The following is a 16860-nucleotide window of genomic DNA, read 5'->3' as shown; positions in this document are numbered from 1 at the left end:
GCGCCAAATCCTTAGCGTCTATCCCCCAGCAGTCAGCTGAGCTGGCAGCGGGTCGGCGGTTTCCGCCGGCGCAAAATTGACCCATGCTTTGTGCGCAGCCAGCTCTTCGGTCTGTCCCGAGGACAGCGCCTTGATATAGGGATCGGGCCGCAGGAACTTCGTGGATTGGACCTCCCGAAGCGGCTTGCCTTCTTCGAGGAGCCGCTTCCGGATCGTCAGAGCCCGTGTCACGTCCTCGAAGATGTAGAGGGCAATATCCGCGGCATTGTGCTGGTGCGGATGGCCATGCGTGAGAGCGACCCTCAGCGTATTGCAGAACACGAAGACCGCGACCTGGTCCTCCTGCAGAATTGAGTCATAGAGGGCGACGGTGATATCCGGCCGCTGGAGTTGGCTCCGCAACGTGTCGATCTTCATCAAGCGGTTGGGATCGGTATCCGTGGTGTCGCGCATCTCCATCCAGGTGGAATAGAGGTTGCGGATGGTCGCGAGGTACCCGGTGATACGGTGAACGGCTGCGTCGCGATTGCTCGCAGCGTGGCCGTAAAGGACCCCCACATAGGCAAGCGCGCCGGCGGTCACCGTGGCGATAGCTCCCAACACCGCGCCGGTAAAGCCGAGCCAGTTCGAAAGCTGGTTCTCGTTGATGGCCCCGACCAGCTGATCCCAGAAGGTGGCTGCCAAGGCAAACCCAAGCACGACGCCGATCACGACGCCTAGGCCGCAGATAAGCGCCGCTTGCAACCCATCCTTCATTTTCCCGTTCCTCGTGGTGAGTCCTGCCACACCACCTGATAGGTATCGCAATCGAGGTGCCCACGCACCTGCAACACCCCGGGCGATCTCGGCGACGTCGCACAGCCGACGGATCTGCAGCACCGCTTAGCGGGAACGGAGCGCTGCGGCGTGCGAGGGGAACGATGGCAGGGCGCGCCTTATTCGGCTGTCACGACACGGAGGAAATGGATAGGCGTCGTCCCGAGACCCGACCATGGCGGTCTTGGTACTGGAAGGCGCGGTGGCGGAAGATCGCCAAGTCCCAATTGGGCGCCGAGCCTCTCTGCCGAAAGTGCAAGGAAATGGACCGGGTCACGCCGGCCACGGTCTGCGACCACATCACGCCGCACAAGGGTGACGAGACGCTGTTCTGGTCCGGCCCTTTCCAGTCCCTCTGCAAGCCCTGCCACGACAGCGCAAAGCAGTCCGAGGAGGCCAGAGGCTACGTGAAGGGATGCGACGCCACTGGTCGGCCCCGAGACCCGGCGCACCCGTGGAACCGCGGACGCTGACGGGGACCGAGCCGCGAGCGGGCAATGGGGGGGGGCAGATCCCTCAGGCGGTGGGAGGCTGCACCGCTCAGGGTCCCCCGTTCGCACCGAGAGCTGATCCAGAACAAAAAGTTGGGACCACCCCAGAGGGGTGAAAACGCATGAATGTCGTAGAAGGCACCGGGCTGATCGTCGCCGAGCCTCATTGGCAGATGCTGCTCACGGACGAGATCGAGATTGAAGCGGCTGCCGACTATTGGCGGGCGGTCACGACCGAGCTCCGCGATCGCAGCCTGCTGGCACCGGCGAATCGTCACGCAATTCAGCGGCTGGTGCTGGCCTACGTGATCTATGACCGCTCCTCTCGCATCGTCGCAGAGCAGGGCGCCGTGACGAAGCCGAAGCGCGGAAATGCGAAGGCCATCGCGCGGCTGAACCCGCACTTCACCGCCATGCGCGAGGCTGGGTCCGACGCGGCGACCCTCGAGGCGGAGCTGGGCTTAGCGCCGCGCCGTCGAGCGGCCGCGACGAAGGTGGAGAAGAAGGCGAGGGCGGCCCGTGCGTCGGACGAATTCCTCGGCAAAGCTGCCCGATGACCCGACGACCCGGTGGGCGCGGGACGCGGTAGAGGGGCGGATCGTCGTCGGGGAGATCGTCCGAGCGGCCGCTGAGCGGCACCTCCGGGACATCGTGGACCGGGCCGACCGAGACCTGCACTGGCGGCCGGAGAAAGCCGGCCACGTCCTGCGTTTCCTTCCGGCGGTCTTGCCCATCACGGCGGGGGCGAAAGCCGGTCAGCCGTTTCACCCGCTGCCGTGGCAGGTGTTCTGCGCGGGGTCGCTGTTCGGCTGGAGGATGGACAGCGGGCGAATGCGATTCCGCCGAGCCTGGTTGGAAACCGGCAAGGGGCAGGCAAAAAGCCCGTTCATGGCGGCCATCGGGCTCTACATGATGGGCTGGTACGGCATTGCGCGCTCGGAGGTCTATTCCATCGGGCAGGACCGGCGCACGGCGAACGTGCTGTTCTCGGATGCGGTTGCCATGTGCCGGGCGGCCATCCCCGGTCAGGATGATGAGCCGGAGGAGCTGCGGGAGACGCTCGAAAGCCGCGGCGATGTGCTGATCCGAGGTGAGGGCGACAACGCCTGGAAGATCGAACACCCAGCCACCAGCTCGAAATTCCAGGCACTGGCGAACGGCGAGGCCATCTCGGGCCCGCGGCCGACGCTGGTGGCGGCGGATGAGATCCACGAGTTCAAGTCGGCGGACGCGATCGAGACCTGGCAGCGCGCTATCGCGAAGATGCCGGGCGACGCTTTGATGATGCTCGGCACCAACACGCCGGCGTCGACCCAGCCGGTGGGCACGGCCTTCAGCGATTTCTTCCAGAAGGTCGCCCGGGGCGAGGTGCGAGATGATCAGGCTTTCGCATTCATCGCCAGGGTGGACAAGGCGGACCGGGAGACGATTTTCGAGAACGAAACGGCCTGGCAGAAGTCGCTACCGGCTCTCGGCATCACCTTTCCGGTTGAGAACATCCGCGGCGAGGTGGCGACGGCGAAGGTGCTGCTATCCACCGCCATGTCGGTGAAGCGGCTCTATTTCGGGATCCCCGTCGGCTCGACCGACTTCTGGATTGCTGAGGAGGCGTGGGCGGCGGTTCAAGGTGAGCTCGACGTCGAGGACATGCGCGGCTGCCCGTGCTGGCTGTCTCTGGATCTGTCGCAGAAGAACGACCTCACGGCCCTGACGGCGGTATGGCTGAAGGCGGGCAGGCTCTACGCGAAGACCTGGTACTGGACGACGCGGGCCGGGCTCGCCGATCGCGGCAGGGCGGATCAGGCGCCCTATGAGCAATGGGTGGATGAGGGTTGGCTGGAGGCGGTCCCCGGCGCCACGATCGACAAGACTTTCGTCGCCGCCAAGGTCGCCGAGATCTGCGCCACCCACGATGTCCAGTTTCTCGCCTTCGATACGGCCGGCATGGCCGACTTCATGGCGGCTTGCGAGACGGTCGGATTTCCGGCGTGGCGGTTCAAAGGAGCGGCTGAGCCCGAGGGCGTTGGGCTCAAGCTGGTCGCGCATGCGCAGGGCACGCGGGTGATCTTCGAGGATCGGCAGCTTTGCATGCCGCGTTCCGTGGAGCGCCTCGAGGACCGGATCCTGAAGCGCGACATCCTCGTGGAGGCGTCACCTGTCACCTACTGGTGCGCCGGCAACGCGCAGCTGATCGCCGACGGGATGAAGAACCGTGCCTTCGACAAGAAGCGCTCGCGGGGGCGCATCGACGGAATCGTGACACTGGCGATGGGCGTTGGCGCCGCGGATACTGCGATGCAGGAGCCTCCGCCCGCAACCTCGCCCTGGGATGACCCCGAGTTCAGCTTGGCGGGCGCATGAGCGAGAATATCGAGAACCCGACGATCCCGGTGAGCGCGGAGAACTTCCTCGCGTTCTTCGGCGTGAGTTCGGGAAACCTGCCGAACGTCTCCATCGACAGTGCTCTGACTGTGCCTGCGGTGTGGGCGGCGGTGGCGTTTCTGTCGCGCACACTGGCGGCAACTCCGCTCCATCCATTCCGGCGGACGGACAAAGGACCCGAGAAGCTTAGGGGCAAGCTCTCCATCGTCGTGCACGAGAACCCGAACCCGGAAATGGATGCATTCAAGTTCCGGCAATGGTTCTGGCAGCAGGTGTTCACCGGAGGGCGCGGCCTCGCATGGATCGAGCGGAACGGCCAGAATGTCGAGGCTCTTTGGCCTATGGACCCCCGCAAGACGACAGTGAAGCGGACGGCGGGAAGGACGCTCTACAGGTTCGAGGACAAGGAGTACCCAGCAGCGGACGTGATCGACGTGCCGTTCATGCTCCGGGCCTGCGGCCTGAAGCACTACGGACCGATCACCATGGCGGGCAAGGCGATCCAGCTCGCGCTGGCGATGAACAGCTATGGCAGCAATTTCTTCGCCGGCGGCGGCGTGCCTCCCCTTGCTTTGACTGGGCCGCTGCCACAGGGAGCGGACGGAATGAAGCGGGCGCTGGCGGACGTACATCGTGCCATTGAGGCCGCCAAGAACAGCGACAAGCCATTGTTCCCGTTGCCGCCCGGCCACGAACTGAAGCCGATCGGCTTCGACCCGGCCAAGGGGCAGATGATCGAGGCGCGGCGCTTCCAGATCGAGGAGATCGCTCGCGCCTACCAGCTGCCGCCCGTCTTCCTGCAGGATCTCACGCGCGCAACGTTCTCGAATGCGGAGCAACAGGATCTGCACTTGGTGAAGCACTTGATCGGCCAGTGGGCCGCGGCGCTCGAAGGCGAGATGAACCTGAAAGTCTTCGGCCGCATGAACAACGGCCGGTATGTGAAGCACAATCTGGACGGCCTGCTACGCGGCGACTTTGCCTCCCGCATGACCGGCTATGCCACGTCGATCCAGAACGCGGTGCGCACGCCGAACGAGGTTCGCGCTTTGGAAGATCTGCCGGCGCATCCCGAAGGCAATGATCTGCTGCTTCAGGGGGCAACTGTGCCGCTTGGCGCCACTGCCCCCGCGCCCACACCCAACAAAGGCCAGGACAATGCCGGACAGCCCTGAGAAGCGGGCGCTTGTCGCCCCGGTCGAATGCCGGTCCGAGGGCTCTGGCCCTGTCGTCGCCGGCTACGCCGCTGTGTTCGATCAGGAGGCGGACATTGGCGGGTTCTTCCGGGAGAAGTTCGCGCGCGGCGCCTTTACTGAGACGCTGAAGACAGCGGACGTGCGGGCCTATTTCGATCACGACACCGGCCGCGTGCTTGGCCGCTCATCGGCCGGCACCCTGAGGCTGAAAGAGGATGCCAAGGGGCTCGCGGTGGAGATCGACCTTCCCGCCACCAGTGACGGAAACGACGTGCAGGAGCTGATCCGCCGCGGGGACGTGACGGGCATGTCGTTTCGGTTCCGTGCCACACGCGAGGAGTGGGACGAAACCTTGAAGGTGCCGCTGCGCACCATAATGGCGGCCGAGCTCTACGAGGTGTCGGTGGTGTCCGAGCCCGCCTATGACGGCACGTCCGTGGCGCTGCGCAGCCTTGAGGCCGCACGCCAAGAGCGCCGCCAGCACAATTTCAGCGCCGCCGCCCGTCGCGTCGGCATGAAAGTCACCCTCGACCTGCAGGTGCGGGCGAGGAGTAAGGCCTGAGGCCGTCGGCCCCCGCCCAAGCACCCCGAACATTCTGAGGAGCTGAGCGATGACCAATCGCATCAAGGAACTGCGTGAAAAGCAGGCCACGATCGTCACCGAGGCCCGTGAGCGCCTGGATCAGATCGACAAGGCTGACGAGGCCCGCGCGAAAGAGCTGGAGACCCAGCACGACGCGGCGATGGCCGAGTATGACCGCCTCGAGAAGCTCATCGAGCGCGAGGAGCGTATGGCGAGCATCGAGAAGGCTGCTGAGCAGCGCGCCGAAGAGGAGAGGGCCCGGCAGCGTCCCGGCCGTGGGGACGCCGAGGCGCGGGGTCAGGAAGATGGTGATGCACCCGAGTATCGGGAGGTCTTCCACCAGTTTCTTCGCCGCGGTGCCGATCTCGCGGAACTGAGCTCGGAAGAGCGGGCGATCCTTCGTGCCGGTGTGGTGAGCATGGAGACCCGGGCGCAGACGGTGGGGACCACCACTGCCGGCGGCTATACGGTCCCGACCGAACTCGCCGACATGATCGTGGTGTCGATGAAAGCCTGGGGCCCGATGTATGACGGCGACGTCTCCACGGTGTTCCAGACGACGAGCGGCAACCCGATCAAAATCCCCACTGTCGACGATACCGCCGTCACCGCCGTGGCACACACCGAGGGCACGGCGCTGACCGACACCGGTGCGAAGGACGTGACCTTCGGCCAGAAGTCCCTCGATAGCTACGTGTTCGACACGCAGTTCGTCCGTTGGTCTTTGGAGCTCCAGACTGACTCAATTCTCGATGTCGAGACCCTCCTTGCCAGTCTACTGGGCGAGCGCCTCGGCCGCATCGCCAACACCCAATTGACCACCGGCAGCGGCGCCTCGGCGCCGAGCGGCGTCGTCACCGCGTCCACTCTCGGCAAGACCGCCGCATCCGCGACGGCCATTGCGTCGGACGAGATCATCGATCTGCTCCACTCGGTCGACCCCGCCTATCGGCAGTCTCCGAAGGTCCGGTTCATGTTCAACGACACGACCTTGGCCGCCATCCGCAAGCTCAAGGACGGGCAGGGCAACTACCTCTGGCAGATGGGCGACGTGACGAAGGGCCAGCCCGGCACGCTGCTCGGCTATCGCTACGAGGTCAACCAGGCCATGGCGTCGATCGCCACCGGCAACAAGACCATGCTGTTCGGCGACTTCGGCAAGTACTTCGTCCGCAAGGTGGGCGCTCCAGCCATCGGCGTGCTGCGGGAGCGTTTCTGGCCGGACCTCGGCATCGCCGGCCTGATCCGCTTCGACGGCGAGCTGGGCGACAGTGCTGCGGTGAAGCACCTCATCCAGGCGTGACCTCTGCGGCGGGCGTTCTTAAGGCGCCCGCCGCTCATTCCTAGTAGGTGATCCCATGAAGGTCAGGATGCTGGTGAGTATGGCGGGCGTCGGATTCGCTCTGGCCCCGGGCGAGGTGACGGAGCGCTTCGGCGATGAGGAGGCGACCCGGCTGGTGCTGGCCGATTACGCCGTCGTTATCGCGAGTAGTGCCGAGACTGCCGTGCAGGCGCCCGTGGGCGAGGTGAGGAGCGGAGGAGGCGAGCCTGCGGCTACTGCCGCCACGCCCGCTGCAGACCCGCCTCCCGGCGAGGGCAAGCCCTCGCCCAATGCCGCGGCCATAGAGCCGCTCGCCGGCGTCAGTGAGGCGCCCTCCGCTGCGTATGGCGAGGCTGGCGAAGGCGACGTTAAGGCGGCCCTGCAATCCGAAGCCGAGACGTTCGAGATCGACGTGGACAAGCGCTGGGGTGTCGCTCGCCTGAACGCTGAGATTGAAGCGGCCCGGGCGAAGGCGACGGGCTGATGTGGTTCCCTGATAAGGTGACCGTGGCGCCGGATACTCAAGCCGCATTCGATGCTTGGGCCAAGCGACTTCGCAGGCAGATCGGGCTGTCCGGGATCGACCTTTCCCGCGATGACGATCTGGCGGCAGCGCTCTCTTCCGCGCTCTCCTTCGCCGAACGGTATTGCTCGATCCACATCCTGCCTCGGACCGTGGAGGTGCAGTGCACTAGCTTCCAAGATATGGAGCGGGTGCCTGTCGCACCGGTCCGATCCGTCGTCGGCATCGGCTATGTGACGGCAGAAGGCCTCGCCAATACGCTGCCGACAGGGTGCTACGAATTGCACCCGGACGGCCTCAGCGCGTCAATCGGGCTTGCCTATTGCCAGCAATGGCCTGGGGTCAGACGCGATTCGCGGATCACCGTCACGGCCGCAACGGGTTTCCCCGATCCGGCAAGCGTTCCCGACGACATCGTGTTCGCCCTGGTGCTGCATGCCGGTGCAGCATGCGCACTCGGTGGGCGCGATCTGATCGTGCGATCTGAGACGGTCGATGGCGTCGGCTCCACGACCTACGGAGGCATTGTCGAGGTCACGGGCGCGCAGGGCAGGGCGGTCGAGGCCCTGTTGCAGAATTTCCGCTGCTGGCCACTAGCATGACGCCCGCGCAGGCAATCTCGATGCTCGACCGCGCCCTGGACGCTCGCGGTCAGGACGCCATCCTCCGACGTTGGACCGGCAGCGGCAGCGCCCGCACGCCCATCGACGTGGCGGTGCGCGTCCGTGCGCAGGATTATCGGGTGGAAGAGCTCGTGGGCGGCATCGAGCAGGGCGACACCCGCGTCGTCCTTTCGCCCACGCAGATCGTCGCCGCCGGCTGGCCCGGCCCGCAGGGCTGGCCCCGCAATGGCGACGCCATCGTCATCGCCGGCCGCGAGCGCGACATCATCTCGGCGCCGCCGCAGGTGCTGAACGGCGTGGTCGTGCGCATCGACATGGTGGTGCGCGGCTGATGGCCATCCGCACCCGCGTCACGCCCATCAATCGCGACGTGATGCTGCGCCTGTGTCCGACGCTCGACCCGAAGGAACGCTCCCGCCGCATCGCGGACTATGCCCGCACGGCGCTGGCGGAGGCGCAGGAAACGAACCGGCAGGCCACGGGCGGCGTGCCGGAACACACCACCTTCGTCGATGGCCGCGAGGGCGCGCCGCTGGAGAGCGTCAACCCGGACAATGGCGTCATCGTCTTCCGCTTCGAGCTCGTCACCGACCTGCTCGCCTGGATCGACAAGACGCTGCAGGCCCACTCGCCGGTGCGCAGCGGACGTTACCAACGCTCGCACGTGCTCATCGCCGACGGCACCGCAGTGGACCCGGAAGGGCCCATCCCCGATGCGTCGGAATATGTGTTCGTGAACACCCAGCCCTACGCCCGCAAGATCGAGCGCGGGCTGTCCCGGCAGGCGCCGGACGGCGTCTATGAGGCCGTGGCGGCGCTGGCATCGAAGCGTTTCGGCAATGTCGCCCGCATCCGTTTCGGCTTCCGCTCCCCATTGTTCGGCGACATCGACGCCTGGGCCTCACGCACCGGCATGAAGTCGTCGCAGCCCTCCCGCAACCGCCCCGGCGCCCAGCGCCGCGCCTGGCTGAACCGCCAGCCCGCCATCGTCATCACGAGGTGATCCTGTGGCCTCCTTCGCCGTCATGGCCGCCGTCAACGCCCGGCTCGACGCCGTCTGGAGCCGCACGCTTGTGCGCTACCCCAATGCGGCGGACGCGGCGGACGGCATACAGGTGCCCGCGGACAAGAGCCCCTTCCTCGCCGTGCAGTACCCGCTGGCCGATGAGGAGCAGATCACCGTCGGCGCGCCCGGCCACAACGTGTTCCGCGAAGAGGGCGTGATCCGCTTCGTGCTCCAGATCCCGCGCGGCGCTGGGGTCGAGGAGTATTCAGGCTGGCTCGACGAGCTCCGCGCCGCCTTCCGCGGCAAGCAGTTCGGCGGCGTCACCACCTATGCGGCCTCGCCCGCCACCCTCGACGATCGCAACGAGGACGGGGGCTATTGGGCCCTGTCCTGCGCCGTTCCCTACAAGTTCGACCTCTTCGGCTGATCCGGCGCCGCCGTGCGCCGCGCATTCCCCCTTACGCACCCCTGACGATCCATTCCGGAGCCCTTCCATGGCTGAACTCCAGACGACGAACCGCGTCACGCTGTCCAAGGTGCGCGAGACCACCTTCGGCGTGATCCCCACCTCGCCGGCCTTCACCACCCGGCGCCAGACCTCCTCTTCGCTCGCCGCCAACCCGAAGACCGTGGTCTCCAACGAGATCCGCAGCGACCGTCAGGTGCGCGACCTCATCCTCGTGTCCCAGGAAGCCGGCGGCGACATCGGCGGCGAACTGGCCTTCAACGTGCCCGACGACGACTTCGAGGAGGTGGTGCAGGGCACCTGGTCCAGCAACCCGGCCATCACCGTCGTGACGTCGGACACCGAGATCAGCGACCTCACCACCACCACGCTCACCGTCTCCGCCGGCGGCGCGGCCTTCGTGGCGGGCATGCTCGGGCTGCTGTCGGGCTTCCCCACCTCCGGCAACAACAAGGTGGCCCGGGTGGCGTCCTCCACCAGCACTACCATCGTCTTCCCCGCCTCCACCTTCACCGCCGAGAGCGGGCCGATCCCGGTCGGCGCCAGCGTGCGGGTGGTGGGTTTCGCCGGCGCCTCCGGCGATCTGGTCGCCGCCGCGTCCGGCCTCACCTCGACCGCGCTGGATTTCACCACCCTCGGCCTGTCCGTGGGCGAGTGGGTGCGCCTCGGCGGCGCCTCCGCCGGCAGCCAGTTCGCGACGGCGGCCTGCAACGGCTGGTGCCGCATCTCCGCCGTGGTGGCCCACGCGCTCACCTTCGACGTGGTGCCGACCGGCTGGACGACGGACACGGGCACCGGCAAGACGGTCGAGGTCTACACCGGCGATTTCCTCGTCAACGGCTCCACCAAGCGCTCCAACACCTTCGAGCGCCAGTATCTGGACCATTCCCCCGTCACCTACGAGTACCTGACCGGCCAGACCGCCGACCAGATGAAGCTGTCGCTGGCCACCCAGGCCATCGCCACCTATTCCATGACCTATATGGGCAAGGCAGGGCAGGTGCTTTCGGCCCGCGTCTCGGGCGCCACCGACATCGCTGCGCCTGCCACGGACGTCCTCAACACCTCGTCCAACGTTGGCCGCATCGGCTTTGGCGGCACAGAGGTCACCGGGCCGAACTACATCATCTCGGCCGAGATCGACATCAACAACAACCTCGGTCGCCAGCCCGCCATCGGCTCCGTCGGCGCTGTGGGCACCCGCAACGGTGAATTCTCGGTCACCGGCACGCTGGACACCTATTTCGGCGACCCGTCCATCTATCAGGCCGTCATCAACAACACCGCCACCAGCGTCGATTTCCGTGTCGGCCGGGCGGACGGCAACCGCTCCACCTACGTCTTCGATCTGCCGCGCATCAAGCTCTCCGGCGGCTCGCCCGAGGTCGGCGGCAAGAACCAGGACGTGTCCATCAAGGCGACCTTCCAGGCCTCCCGCCACCCGACGCTCGGCTACACCATCAGCATCGGCCGGTTTTGGTACCTGCCGAGCTGATCGCCCGGCCCCGATTTCTCACCCCTTGCCACATCACCACGCCGGGCCTCCGGCGCGCACTCCTCCCAGCCCCACAAGGACAGACCATGGACCTCGCCAAGATCAAGGAAGCCGGCGCCCGCATACGCACCGGCGCCTGGGTGAAGGACATCCCCGTTGCCGGCTTTCGCGGTGTTGCCCTGCGCGTGCGCGGCACCAGCAATCCCGACCTGCGCAAGCTGCGTGAGACGCTGGTGGCCGCCGCAGTCACCGAAGTTGCGGGACCTCTCCCGCCGGAAAAGCTCACCGCCATCAACGACCGGCTCATCACCGAGACCATCCTGCAGGACTGGAACATCACCGATGCCGGCGCGCGCGTGCCCTGCACGCCGGAGAAGGTGGCGGAGTTCCTCGCCGATCCCGATCTTGGCATCCTACTGCGCGAGGCTGTGAGCTGGGCCTCCGACCAGGTGGCGGAAAAGGGCCTCGCCGAGCTCGAGGCCGCCGCGGGAAACTGACCGCCGCCCTGGTCTGGCGGCTGGACTGGGGCGGCAGGGCTGAAGCCATCTGCGCCGCGCACCGGGCGGCAGGGCGGGATATCTCCACGCTGCCGTTCATGCGGAACAAGGTCGAGCCCAGGCCCGACCTTGCTTTTACATGGCGGGCCTTCCACGACCTGTCCGGCGACCGCCCGGTTGGGATGGCGGTCGGCCGCATCCCCTTCACCGCCATCGACCGCTACGCCACTCGCTTCGGCATTGATGCGCGCGACGATTTTGAGCGGTTCATGTTCCTGATCCGCGCGATGGACGTGGCGTTTGTAGAATGGGCGGCGAAGCAAGCGGGGTGATGTCAGGACCGATCAATCTGGCCGCGCTCAATCATCGCGTCGATGGCAGCGCGGAACTCGAGGGCATTACCCCACGCTCGAATTTCTGAATTGACTATTGCCGTAACCGAATAGTCATCATATTGCGTATATGGAACTCCACGATATACGTTTGTTTCGAGTATAGATTTCGATTTTGGTGCTTCTGCTGCAAACTCATGTCCGCAATATCTACATACTAATGCTGCGGCTTTGACGCTTTCAGCGCAACGCGGGCATATTTTTTCATTCTGCGAAATTCGTGATCGGGGCGTGTCCGAGATATATTTTTCTCGTGTGCCAGTGGGCTCGGTTGATACAACGGTTGGGTTTGTAAGCGCCCAAATAAGAGCGGCAACCCACCCAATAAAAGACCATCCAGTAAAGAAATTTAGCCAGAATATTGCTGATTTCTGAGCATGATTTCTGTTTCTGGCCACAAATGATGGAATAAAATAGATAATTGCTCCGAGTGCGAACAAGACAAAGAGCAAGATAAACCCGCCGATCCGATCAGGGTTTTGTCCCACGAAATGCCCCCCAATTTGGCTCCGTCCTTCCGATAGCACTGTCGCGGCGATGTGACCACTTTTTGAGCTTCCGCCCCCAAAGGCCGCCCCATTCCGGGCGGCCTTTTTCATGAGGTCCGCATGACCACCGAAATCAACGAACTCCGCATCGAAGCGAAGACCGAAAGCCTCGCCCGCGCGGAGTCCGATCTGAACAAGGTGGCCGATGCCCAGCAGCGTGTGGCGGCCTCGGGCGAGGTCATGGCGACCGCGACCGACAAGGCGATCAGGCGCCAAGTGGACGCCTCCGTCGCGCTCGATCGCCTACGCAAGACCGTGGATGATGCCTACAAGGCCCAGCAGGCCTTTGCCGCCGGCCAGCGGACGCTCGACCGCAATCTCGCTCAGGGCAACCTCAGCCAGCAGGACCACGCACGCCTGCTGGATATGTTGCGGGTGAAGTACGGCGTTGCGCAGACCGCCAACGACAATTTCAGTCAGAGCGCGGCCAAGGGCACGAAGCTCACCGCCAACGAGATGACGAACCTCGGCTACCAGCTGAACGACGTCGCCACCTCGCTGGCCTCCGGCGCCTCGCCCTTCATGGTCATGGCCCAGCAGGGCGGGCAGGTCTATCAGGTACTCGCCGGTTCGCAGGCGGGCGTCGTCGGCAGCATCAAGCAGCTCGGAACCGGGCTTCTGGGCCTGCTCACCCCGGCGCGCCTCGTCACCGCCGGCGTGGCCGGTATCGCGGTCGCCGCCGCCCTGGCCTATTCGTCCTATTCGGCGGGCGAGCGCCAGCTGACCAATTCGCTGCAAGGGCTGGGGCGGTCGACCGATGCCACGGTCGCGCAGCTTGAGACCATAGTATCGGTCTCGGCTTCTGCGAGCCGCATTTCGGTGTCGTCCGCCCGCGACCTGACCGCGAGCTTCGCCAGCACCGGCAAGATCGGCACCGAGGTCTTCACCGGCCTCATCGACGTCACCAACCGCTATGCGACCCTCACCGGCGCCGACCTCGCCGACGCCGGGAAGGAGATGGCACAGGCCTTCCGCGATCCGGCCAAGGGCGCCGTCGATCTCAATCAGAAGCTCAATTTCCTCGACGTCGCGACGCTAAAGTACATTCAGGACCTCGAATATTCGGGGCAGAAGACCAAGGCGCAGCAGGCGCTCACCGATGCCCTGAACAAGAACCTGCCCGCCGCCACGGCCAACGTGACCAAGCTCGGCTGGGCTTGGCGGGAAGTCGCGAACTTCGCTACCGGCGCCTATGACGCCATGGGCAAGGCGGTCTCGTCGGCCTTCAAGGGCCCGAGCCTCGACCAGCAGATCGCAGCGCTGGAAAAGCAGGTTGCGGCGGAGCGCGTTGCTGCCGCAGGCCCCAAGGGGCGGACGCAGGGCGTCGCGGCGGCGAACCTTATCCGCGACGAAGCGGAACTGAACAAGAAGTATCAGGAGCGCGCGCGGCTCGCGGCCGAGGTCGCGGCGGCCGATGCGCGCTCTGCCTCCATGGCCGCGCAGCAGGTGGCCGAGGGCCGTGACCCGCGCTTTGAGCAGCTCCGGCAGCTGCGCGAGCAGCAGGCCCTGCTGAACAAGGCGACCGACGGCGGCACCAAAGGCACGCAGGAACAGCGAGACGCGCTGGAGGGCGTCAAGAACGAGATCGCGGCGCTCTCCGCCAATGGCACAACGCTGATCTCGGTGCAGGAGAAGCTGCGCCGCGAGCGCGAGCTGGAACTGGCCGTCACCCGTGCCACCACGACAGCGGGCAAGATCGAAGCGCAGGCAGCCCTCGATGCCTTCCGCGCCAAGGCCGCCGGCGCCACCAATGCCGTTGCGGCGGCTCAGGCGGAAGACACCAAGATCAAGGCCCTCGCCGAGGTCTACGCCCAGCTTTCACAGGCCGCCCGCCAGCGCCTCGATACAGCGGACGAGACCATCGCCCAGCAGGGGCTGGAAGCCCAGCTTATCGGCAAGACGGCGGGCGAGACCGCGCTGCTGCGCGCCAATTTCCAGACCTATTGGGATCTGCGCAAGGAAGAGATTCAGACCGGCGTGAAGGCCAGCGAGGCCGAAGCCGATGCCCTGCGTAAGAAAAACGAGGAGCTGGCCCGCAGCACCCAGCTCACCGCCGAACTCAAGCTGCAGGACGAGATCGCCTTCCAGCGCGCCCAGCTCGGCCGCTCCTCGCAGGACCAAGCGATTGCCTCCACGTTGCGCTCGTCCGGCGTCGCCGTGGACCTCAATTCCGCCGACTCGGCGGCGCTGCGGCTCAACGCGACGCTGTCGGACATGTCGACCACAGCGGACTCGGCCCTCTCCGGCTTCATCCAGGACTTGCGAAACGGCAAGTCGCTGACCGACGCGCTCACCAACGCCATGAACAAGCTGCTCGACAAGCTCATCGAGATGGCGAGCAACCAAGCCATTTCGAGCCTGATGTCGGGGCTGTTCGGCATCAGCGGGCTCGGCGGCGGCGGATCCCTCGGCACGGTCGGCACCACCACGGGCGCGGTCTATGTGGCGGGTGCTCATAGCGGCGGTGTGCTTGGGGCAGGGGAGGCGACCTTCGTTCGCGCCGATCATCCGGGCCTCTATTCCGGTGCGCCGCGCTACCACACCGGGCGCGACCCGTTCGGCCTTCTCGCCGGTGAGGAGCGGGCCATCATCAAGAAGGACGAAGGCATCTTCACCCCGGCCCAGATGCGGGCGCTCGGCGCGCGCATGGGCGGCGGCGACACCATCGCCCCGGTTTTCGCCCCGGTCATCAACATGGGCGCAGCCGGGCAGGGCGGCGGCGGGGTCTCCCCGCAGGAGCTGATAGTGACGTTGCAGCAATGGTGGAAAACGCAGCGCGCCGATGTGCTGAATGTTGTCCGCGATGCCCGCTCGCGCCGCGTGCCGGGGGTGTGACATGACCATCAGCTATCCCCGGTCCTTTCCCGCCGGCGCGGGCTTCATCACCGTCGATTTCAAGCTGGGCGACCTCTCCGTCCAGAACACGCTGGAAAACGGCGCCATCCAGGTGATGGAGATGGGGGAGGCGCTCTGGTCCGCCACCTTCACCACCTTCGAGATGACCATGGCCGACCGGCAGCGGTGGCAGGCCTGGGCGCTCACTTTGCGCCTCGGAAAGCCCTTCTATGCCTACGATCCGGAGAAGGTCTATCCGACCGCCTATGGCGCCTCCGTGCTGAACCTCACCCGGGCCGGCGGCGGCGCCTATGACGGCACGGCCACCCTCGCGGCCGTCACCGCCAAGACCGTGCAGCTGACCGGCCTGCCAAACGGCTACAAGGCCTCGGCCGGCGACATGCTCTCTTTCCCGTGGAACGGCGGCACCGCCCTGCACATGGTGGTGGAGGACGCGACGGCGAGTGGCAGCGGCGGCGTCACCCTCACCGTGGCGCCGCCCGTGCGCCTCAGCCCGTTGCCGAGCATCTCCTCGACGGTGCAGCTCGTGCAGCCCGTCTGCGTCATGAAGCTCAAGCCCGGCACATTCTCGGCGCCGGCCGGCTTCCAGCCGCAGTCCGTCACCTTCGAGGCGGTGCAGGACATCACCGGCGCCAGCACTGCGGATTACGTCTGATGCGGTCCTTCAACGCCGCCACCCTCGCCAAGCTCGATGCCGGGGCCATCGTCACGCGCGGCTTACTCCTATTCGACTTCCCCTCGGGCCTCTACGGTTTCTGGGATGGGGTGGGCACGTTGACCTATTCGGGCGTCAATTATGTCGGCGCCGGCCGGCTGATCTCGGCCGATGCCATCGGCCTGGTGGGCGACCTCTCGGCCTCGTCCATCACCCTCACGCTCTCCGCCATTCCCGACGCGGGGCTCGATCCGGACGTGCTGGCAACCATCGAGGCCGAGGCCTATCACCAGCGCCCCGTCACCCTGAGCCGGGCATATATCGACCCCGACACCCGCGCCCTCATTTCGGTGGAGCGGGTGTTCCGCGGTTACGTCGACCAGATGCCCCATGAATACACCGTAGGGGGCACCTCGGTTCTGAACTGCCTCGCGGAAAGCCGCGCCCGCGACAACACCCGAAAGGGCTGGCGCATCCGCTCGGATGCCGACCAGAAGCGCATCAATGCCTCGGATGGCGGCATGCGGCACGCCACGATCGCCGGCTCGCAGGTCATTTATTGGGGCAAGTACCCGGGGACGGTGAAGAAATGAGCCGCGACACCATGCGACTGCCGGGCTGGGATCAGCGCCTCGCCGACCTCATCGCCGCCTATCAGGGCGGCGGTTTCATTTGGGGCGTGCGCGATTGCTTCCGCCTGCCGCAGGACGTGGCCCGCGCGGTTGCCGGCCTCGCCATCTGGCCCGATGTTCGGCCCTACTGCACCGCACGGGGCGCTGCCATCCGGCTGGCCCGCCATGGATTCTCCGGTGTTGGCGACGCGCTCGCCGCCGTGCTGCCGGAAGTGCCGCCCGCCCAGGCGCGGCGCGGCGACGTGGGCATGGTGCTGGAAGCGGGCGCACAGGCGGGCGTGGTGGTGCTCGGCGCCGAGATCGCCGGCATGGCTCCCGATGGCGGCCTCACCCTCCTGCCCCGCGCGCGCCTCGTGCGTGCCTTCGCGGTGGGCTGAC

Annotated in this window: 19 protein-coding genes; 17 read left to right on the top strand and 2 right to left on the bottom strand. The window is 66.2% G+C overall.

Annotated elements, in window-relative coordinates:
* Positions 1-18 precede the first annotated feature (18 nt).
* Positions 19-756 (bottom strand): hypothetical protein, encoded by a 738-nt coding sequence (locus V5F74_RS07195; protein ID WP_394007077.1) that lies wholly within the window; start codon positions 754-756, stop codon positions 19-21.
* A 673-nt stretch (positions 757-1429) separates the two neighbouring features.
* Between V5F74_RS07195 and V5F74_RS07190 the strand changes: the two genes are divergently transcribed.
* The 13 genes from V5F74_RS07190 to V5F74_RS07130 all read left to right on the top strand — a co-directional run bounded on the left by V5F74_RS07190 (position 1430) and on the right by V5F74_RS07130 (position 11731).
* Entirely contained in the window at positions 1430-1864 is a 435-nt protein-coding gene (locus V5F74_RS07190; RefSeq protein WP_394007076.1) for a P27 family phage terminase small subunit, read from the top strand.
* The gene (locus V5F74_RS07185) at positions 1827-3668 is read left to right on the top strand and encodes a terminase large subunit (RefSeq protein WP_394007074.1); all 1842 of its coding nucleotides are present in this window, start codon (positions 1827-1829) and stop codon (positions 3666-3668) included. Before V5F74_RS07190 ends, V5F74_RS07185 begins: the two co-directional genes overlap by 38 nt.
* On the top strand, positions 3665-4864 hold the full coding sequence (locus V5F74_RS07180) for a phage portal protein (protein WP_394007072.1): 1200 nt from the start codon (positions 3665-3667) through the stop codon (positions 4862-4864). The genes V5F74_RS07185 and V5F74_RS07180 overlap by 4 nt, the downstream gene beginning before the upstream one ends.
* The gene (locus V5F74_RS07175; protein WP_394007071.1) at positions 4848-5447 is read left to right on the top strand and encodes an HK97 family phage prohead protease; all 600 of its coding nucleotides are present in this window, start codon (positions 4848-4850) and stop codon (positions 5445-5447) included. The genes V5F74_RS07180 and V5F74_RS07175 overlap by 17 nt, the downstream gene beginning before the upstream one ends.
* A 49-nt stretch (positions 5448-5496) precedes the next feature.
* On the top strand, positions 5497-6771 hold the full coding sequence (locus tag V5F74_RS07170) for a phage major capsid protein (protein ID WP_394007069.1): 1275 nt from the start codon (positions 5497-5499) through the stop codon (positions 6769-6771).
* A gap of 55 nt (positions 6772-6826) precedes the next feature.
* Entirely contained in the window at positions 6827-7273 is a 447-nt protein-coding gene (locus tag V5F74_RS07165) for a hypothetical protein (protein ID WP_394007067.1), read from the top strand.
* Positions 7273-7914, top strand: coding sequence for a hypothetical protein (locus V5F74_RS07160; RefSeq protein WP_394007066.1), 642 nt, complete (start codon positions 7273-7275; stop codon positions 7912-7914). The genes V5F74_RS07165 and V5F74_RS07160 overlap by 1 nt, the downstream gene beginning before the upstream one ends.
* A 20-nt stretch (positions 7915-7934) precedes the next feature.
* The gene (locus tag V5F74_RS07155) at positions 7935-8267 is read left to right on the top strand and encodes a hypothetical protein (RefSeq protein WP_394007064.1); all 333 of its coding nucleotides are present in this window, start codon (positions 7935-7937) and stop codon (positions 8265-8267) included.
* A complete protein-coding gene (locus V5F74_RS07150; RefSeq protein ID WP_394007062.1) occupies positions 8267-8938 on the top strand; it encodes a hypothetical protein in 672 nt (223 codons plus the stop codon). Before V5F74_RS07155 ends, V5F74_RS07150 begins: the two co-directional genes overlap by 1 nt.
* A gap of 4 nt (positions 8939-8942) precedes the next feature.
* Positions 8943-9368: a phage tail terminator-like protein gene (locus V5F74_RS07145; protein WP_394007061.1), complete on the top strand. Its 426-nt coding sequence runs from the start codon at positions 8943-8945 to the stop codon at positions 9366-9368.
* A gap of 67 nt (positions 9369-9435) precedes the next feature.
* Positions 9436-10902 carry a phage tail tube protein gene (locus V5F74_RS07140; protein WP_394007059.1) on the top strand — a complete coding sequence of 489 codons (1467 nt, stop codon included), beginning with the start codon at positions 9436-9438 and terminating at the stop codon, positions 10900-10902.
* 86 nt (positions 10903-10988) lie between these two features.
* Positions 10989-11399 carry a hypothetical protein gene (locus V5F74_RS07135; RefSeq protein ID WP_250168602.1) on the top strand — a complete coding sequence of 137 codons (411 nt, stop codon included), beginning with the start codon at positions 10989-10991 and terminating at the stop codon, positions 11397-11399.
* A gap of 98 nt (positions 11400-11497) precedes the next feature.
* Positions 11498-11731: a phage tail assembly chaperone gene (locus tag V5F74_RS07130; protein WP_394007057.1), complete on the top strand. Its 234-nt coding sequence runs from the start codon at positions 11498-11500 to the stop codon at positions 11729-11731.
* Positions 11732-11733: 2 nt separating this feature from the next.
* Here the strand turns inward: V5F74_RS07130 and V5F74_RS07125 are convergent, their stop codons facing one another.
* On the bottom strand, positions 11734-12390 hold the full coding sequence (locus tag V5F74_RS07125; protein WP_394007055.1) for a superinfection immunity protein: 657 nt from the start codon (positions 12388-12390) through the stop codon (positions 11734-11736).
* A gap of 9 nt (positions 12391-12399) precedes the next feature.
* On the opposite strand from V5F74_RS07125, the gene V5F74_RS07120 reads away from it, so the two are divergent.
* From V5F74_RS07120 to V5F74_RS07105, 4 genes are read left to right on the top strand one after another with little or no spacing between them, the layout of a single operon-like run.
* Complete coding sequence (locus tag V5F74_RS07120) at positions 12400-15174, top strand: phage tail length tape measure family protein (protein ID WP_394007053.1); 2775 nt, start codon at positions 12400-12402, stop codon at positions 15172-15174.
* Position 15175: 1 nt separating this feature from the next.
* Entirely contained in the window at positions 15176-15850 is a 675-nt protein-coding gene (locus tag V5F74_RS07115) for a hypothetical protein (protein WP_394007051.1), read from the top strand.
* Positions 15850-16443: a DUF2163 domain-containing protein gene (locus V5F74_RS07110; protein WP_394007049.1), complete on the top strand. Its 594-nt coding sequence runs from the start codon at positions 15850-15852 to the stop codon at positions 16441-16443. The genes V5F74_RS07115 and V5F74_RS07110 overlap by 1 nt, the downstream gene beginning before the upstream one ends.
* The gene (locus V5F74_RS07105) at positions 16440-16859 is read left to right on the top strand and encodes a DUF6950 family protein (RefSeq protein WP_394007047.1); all 420 of its coding nucleotides are present in this window, start codon (positions 16440-16442) and stop codon (positions 16857-16859) included. Before V5F74_RS07110 ends, V5F74_RS07105 begins: the two co-directional genes overlap by 4 nt.
* The last annotated feature ends 1 nt before the right edge of the window (position 16860 follow it).

The sequence above is a fragment of the Xanthobacter aminoxidans genome, from assembly GCF_043193615.1.
Lineage (GTDB): Bacteria > Pseudomonadota > Alphaproteobacteria > Rhizobiales > Xanthobacteraceae > Xanthobacter > Xanthobacter aminoxidans.
This window is presented reverse-complemented; position numbering and strand designations above follow the sequence as displayed.

What these genes read in the sequence shown, in the direction of transcription:
- V5F74_RS07120 (WP_394007053.1), top strand. Translation starts at nt 12,400, where the DNA reads ATGACCACCGAAATCAACGAACTCCGCATCGAAGCGAAGACCGAAAGC.
- V5F74_RS07170 (WP_394007069.1), top strand. Translation starts at nt 5,497, where the DNA reads ATGACCAATCGCATCAAGGAACTGCGTGAAAAGCAGGCCACGATCGTC.
- V5F74_RS07150 (WP_394007062.1), top strand. Translation starts at nt 8,267, where the DNA reads ATGGCCATCCGCACCCGCGTCACGCCCATCAATCGCGACGTGATGCTG.
- V5F74_RS07160 (WP_394007066.1), top strand. Translation starts at nt 7,273, where the DNA reads ATGTGGTTCCCTGATAAGGTGACCGTGGCGCCGGATACTCAAGCCGCA.
- V5F74_RS07125 (WP_394007055.1), bottom strand. Translation starts at nt 12,390, where the DNA reads ATGAAAAAGGCCGCCCGGAATGGGGCGGCCTTTGGGGGCGGAAGCTCA.
- V5F74_RS07115 (WP_394007051.1), top strand. Translation starts at nt 15,176, where the DNA reads ATGACCATCAGCTATCCCCGGTCCTTTCCCGCCGGCGCGGGCTTCATC.
- V5F74_RS07195 (WP_394007077.1), bottom strand. Translation starts at nt 756, where the DNA reads ATGAAGGATGGGTTGCAAGCGGCGCTTATCTGCGGCCTAGGCGTCGTG.
- V5F74_RS07135 (WP_250168602.1), top strand. Translation starts at nt 10,989, where the DNA reads ATGGACCTCGCCAAGATCAAGGAAGCCGGCGCCCGCATACGCACCGGC.
- V5F74_RS07130 (WP_394007057.1), top strand. Translation starts at nt 11,498, where the DNA reads ATGCGGAACAAGGTCGAGCCCAGGCCCGACCTTGCTTTTACATGGCGG.
- V5F74_RS07140 (WP_394007059.1), top strand. Translation starts at nt 9,436, where the DNA reads ATGGCTGAACTCCAGACGACGAACCGCGTCACGCTGTCCAAGGTGCGC.
- V5F74_RS07110 (WP_394007049.1), top strand. Translation starts at nt 15,850, where the DNA reads ATGCGGTCCTTCAACGCCGCCACCCTCGCCAAGCTCGATGCCGGGGCC.
- V5F74_RS07165 (WP_394007067.1), top strand. Translation starts at nt 6,827, where the DNA reads ATGAAGGTCAGGATGCTGGTGAGTATGGCGGGCGTCGGATTCGCTCTG.
- V5F74_RS07180 (WP_394007072.1), top strand. Translation starts at nt 3,665, where the DNA reads ATGAGCGAGAATATCGAGAACCCGACGATCCCGGTGAGCGCGGAGAAC.
- V5F74_RS07105 (WP_394007047.1), top strand. Translation starts at nt 16,440, where the DNA reads ATGAGCCGCGACACCATGCGACTGCCGGGCTGGGATCAGCGCCTCGCC.
- V5F74_RS07175 (WP_394007071.1), top strand. Translation starts at nt 4,848, where the DNA reads ATGCCGGACAGCCCTGAGAAGCGGGCGCTTGTCGCCCCGGTCGAATGC.
- V5F74_RS07190 (WP_394007076.1), top strand. Translation starts at nt 1,430, where the DNA reads ATGAATGTCGTAGAAGGCACCGGGCTGATCGTCGCCGAGCCTCATTGG.
- V5F74_RS07155 (WP_394007064.1), top strand. Translation starts at nt 7,935, where the DNA reads ATGCTCGACCGCGCCCTGGACGCTCGCGGTCAGGACGCCATCCTCCGA.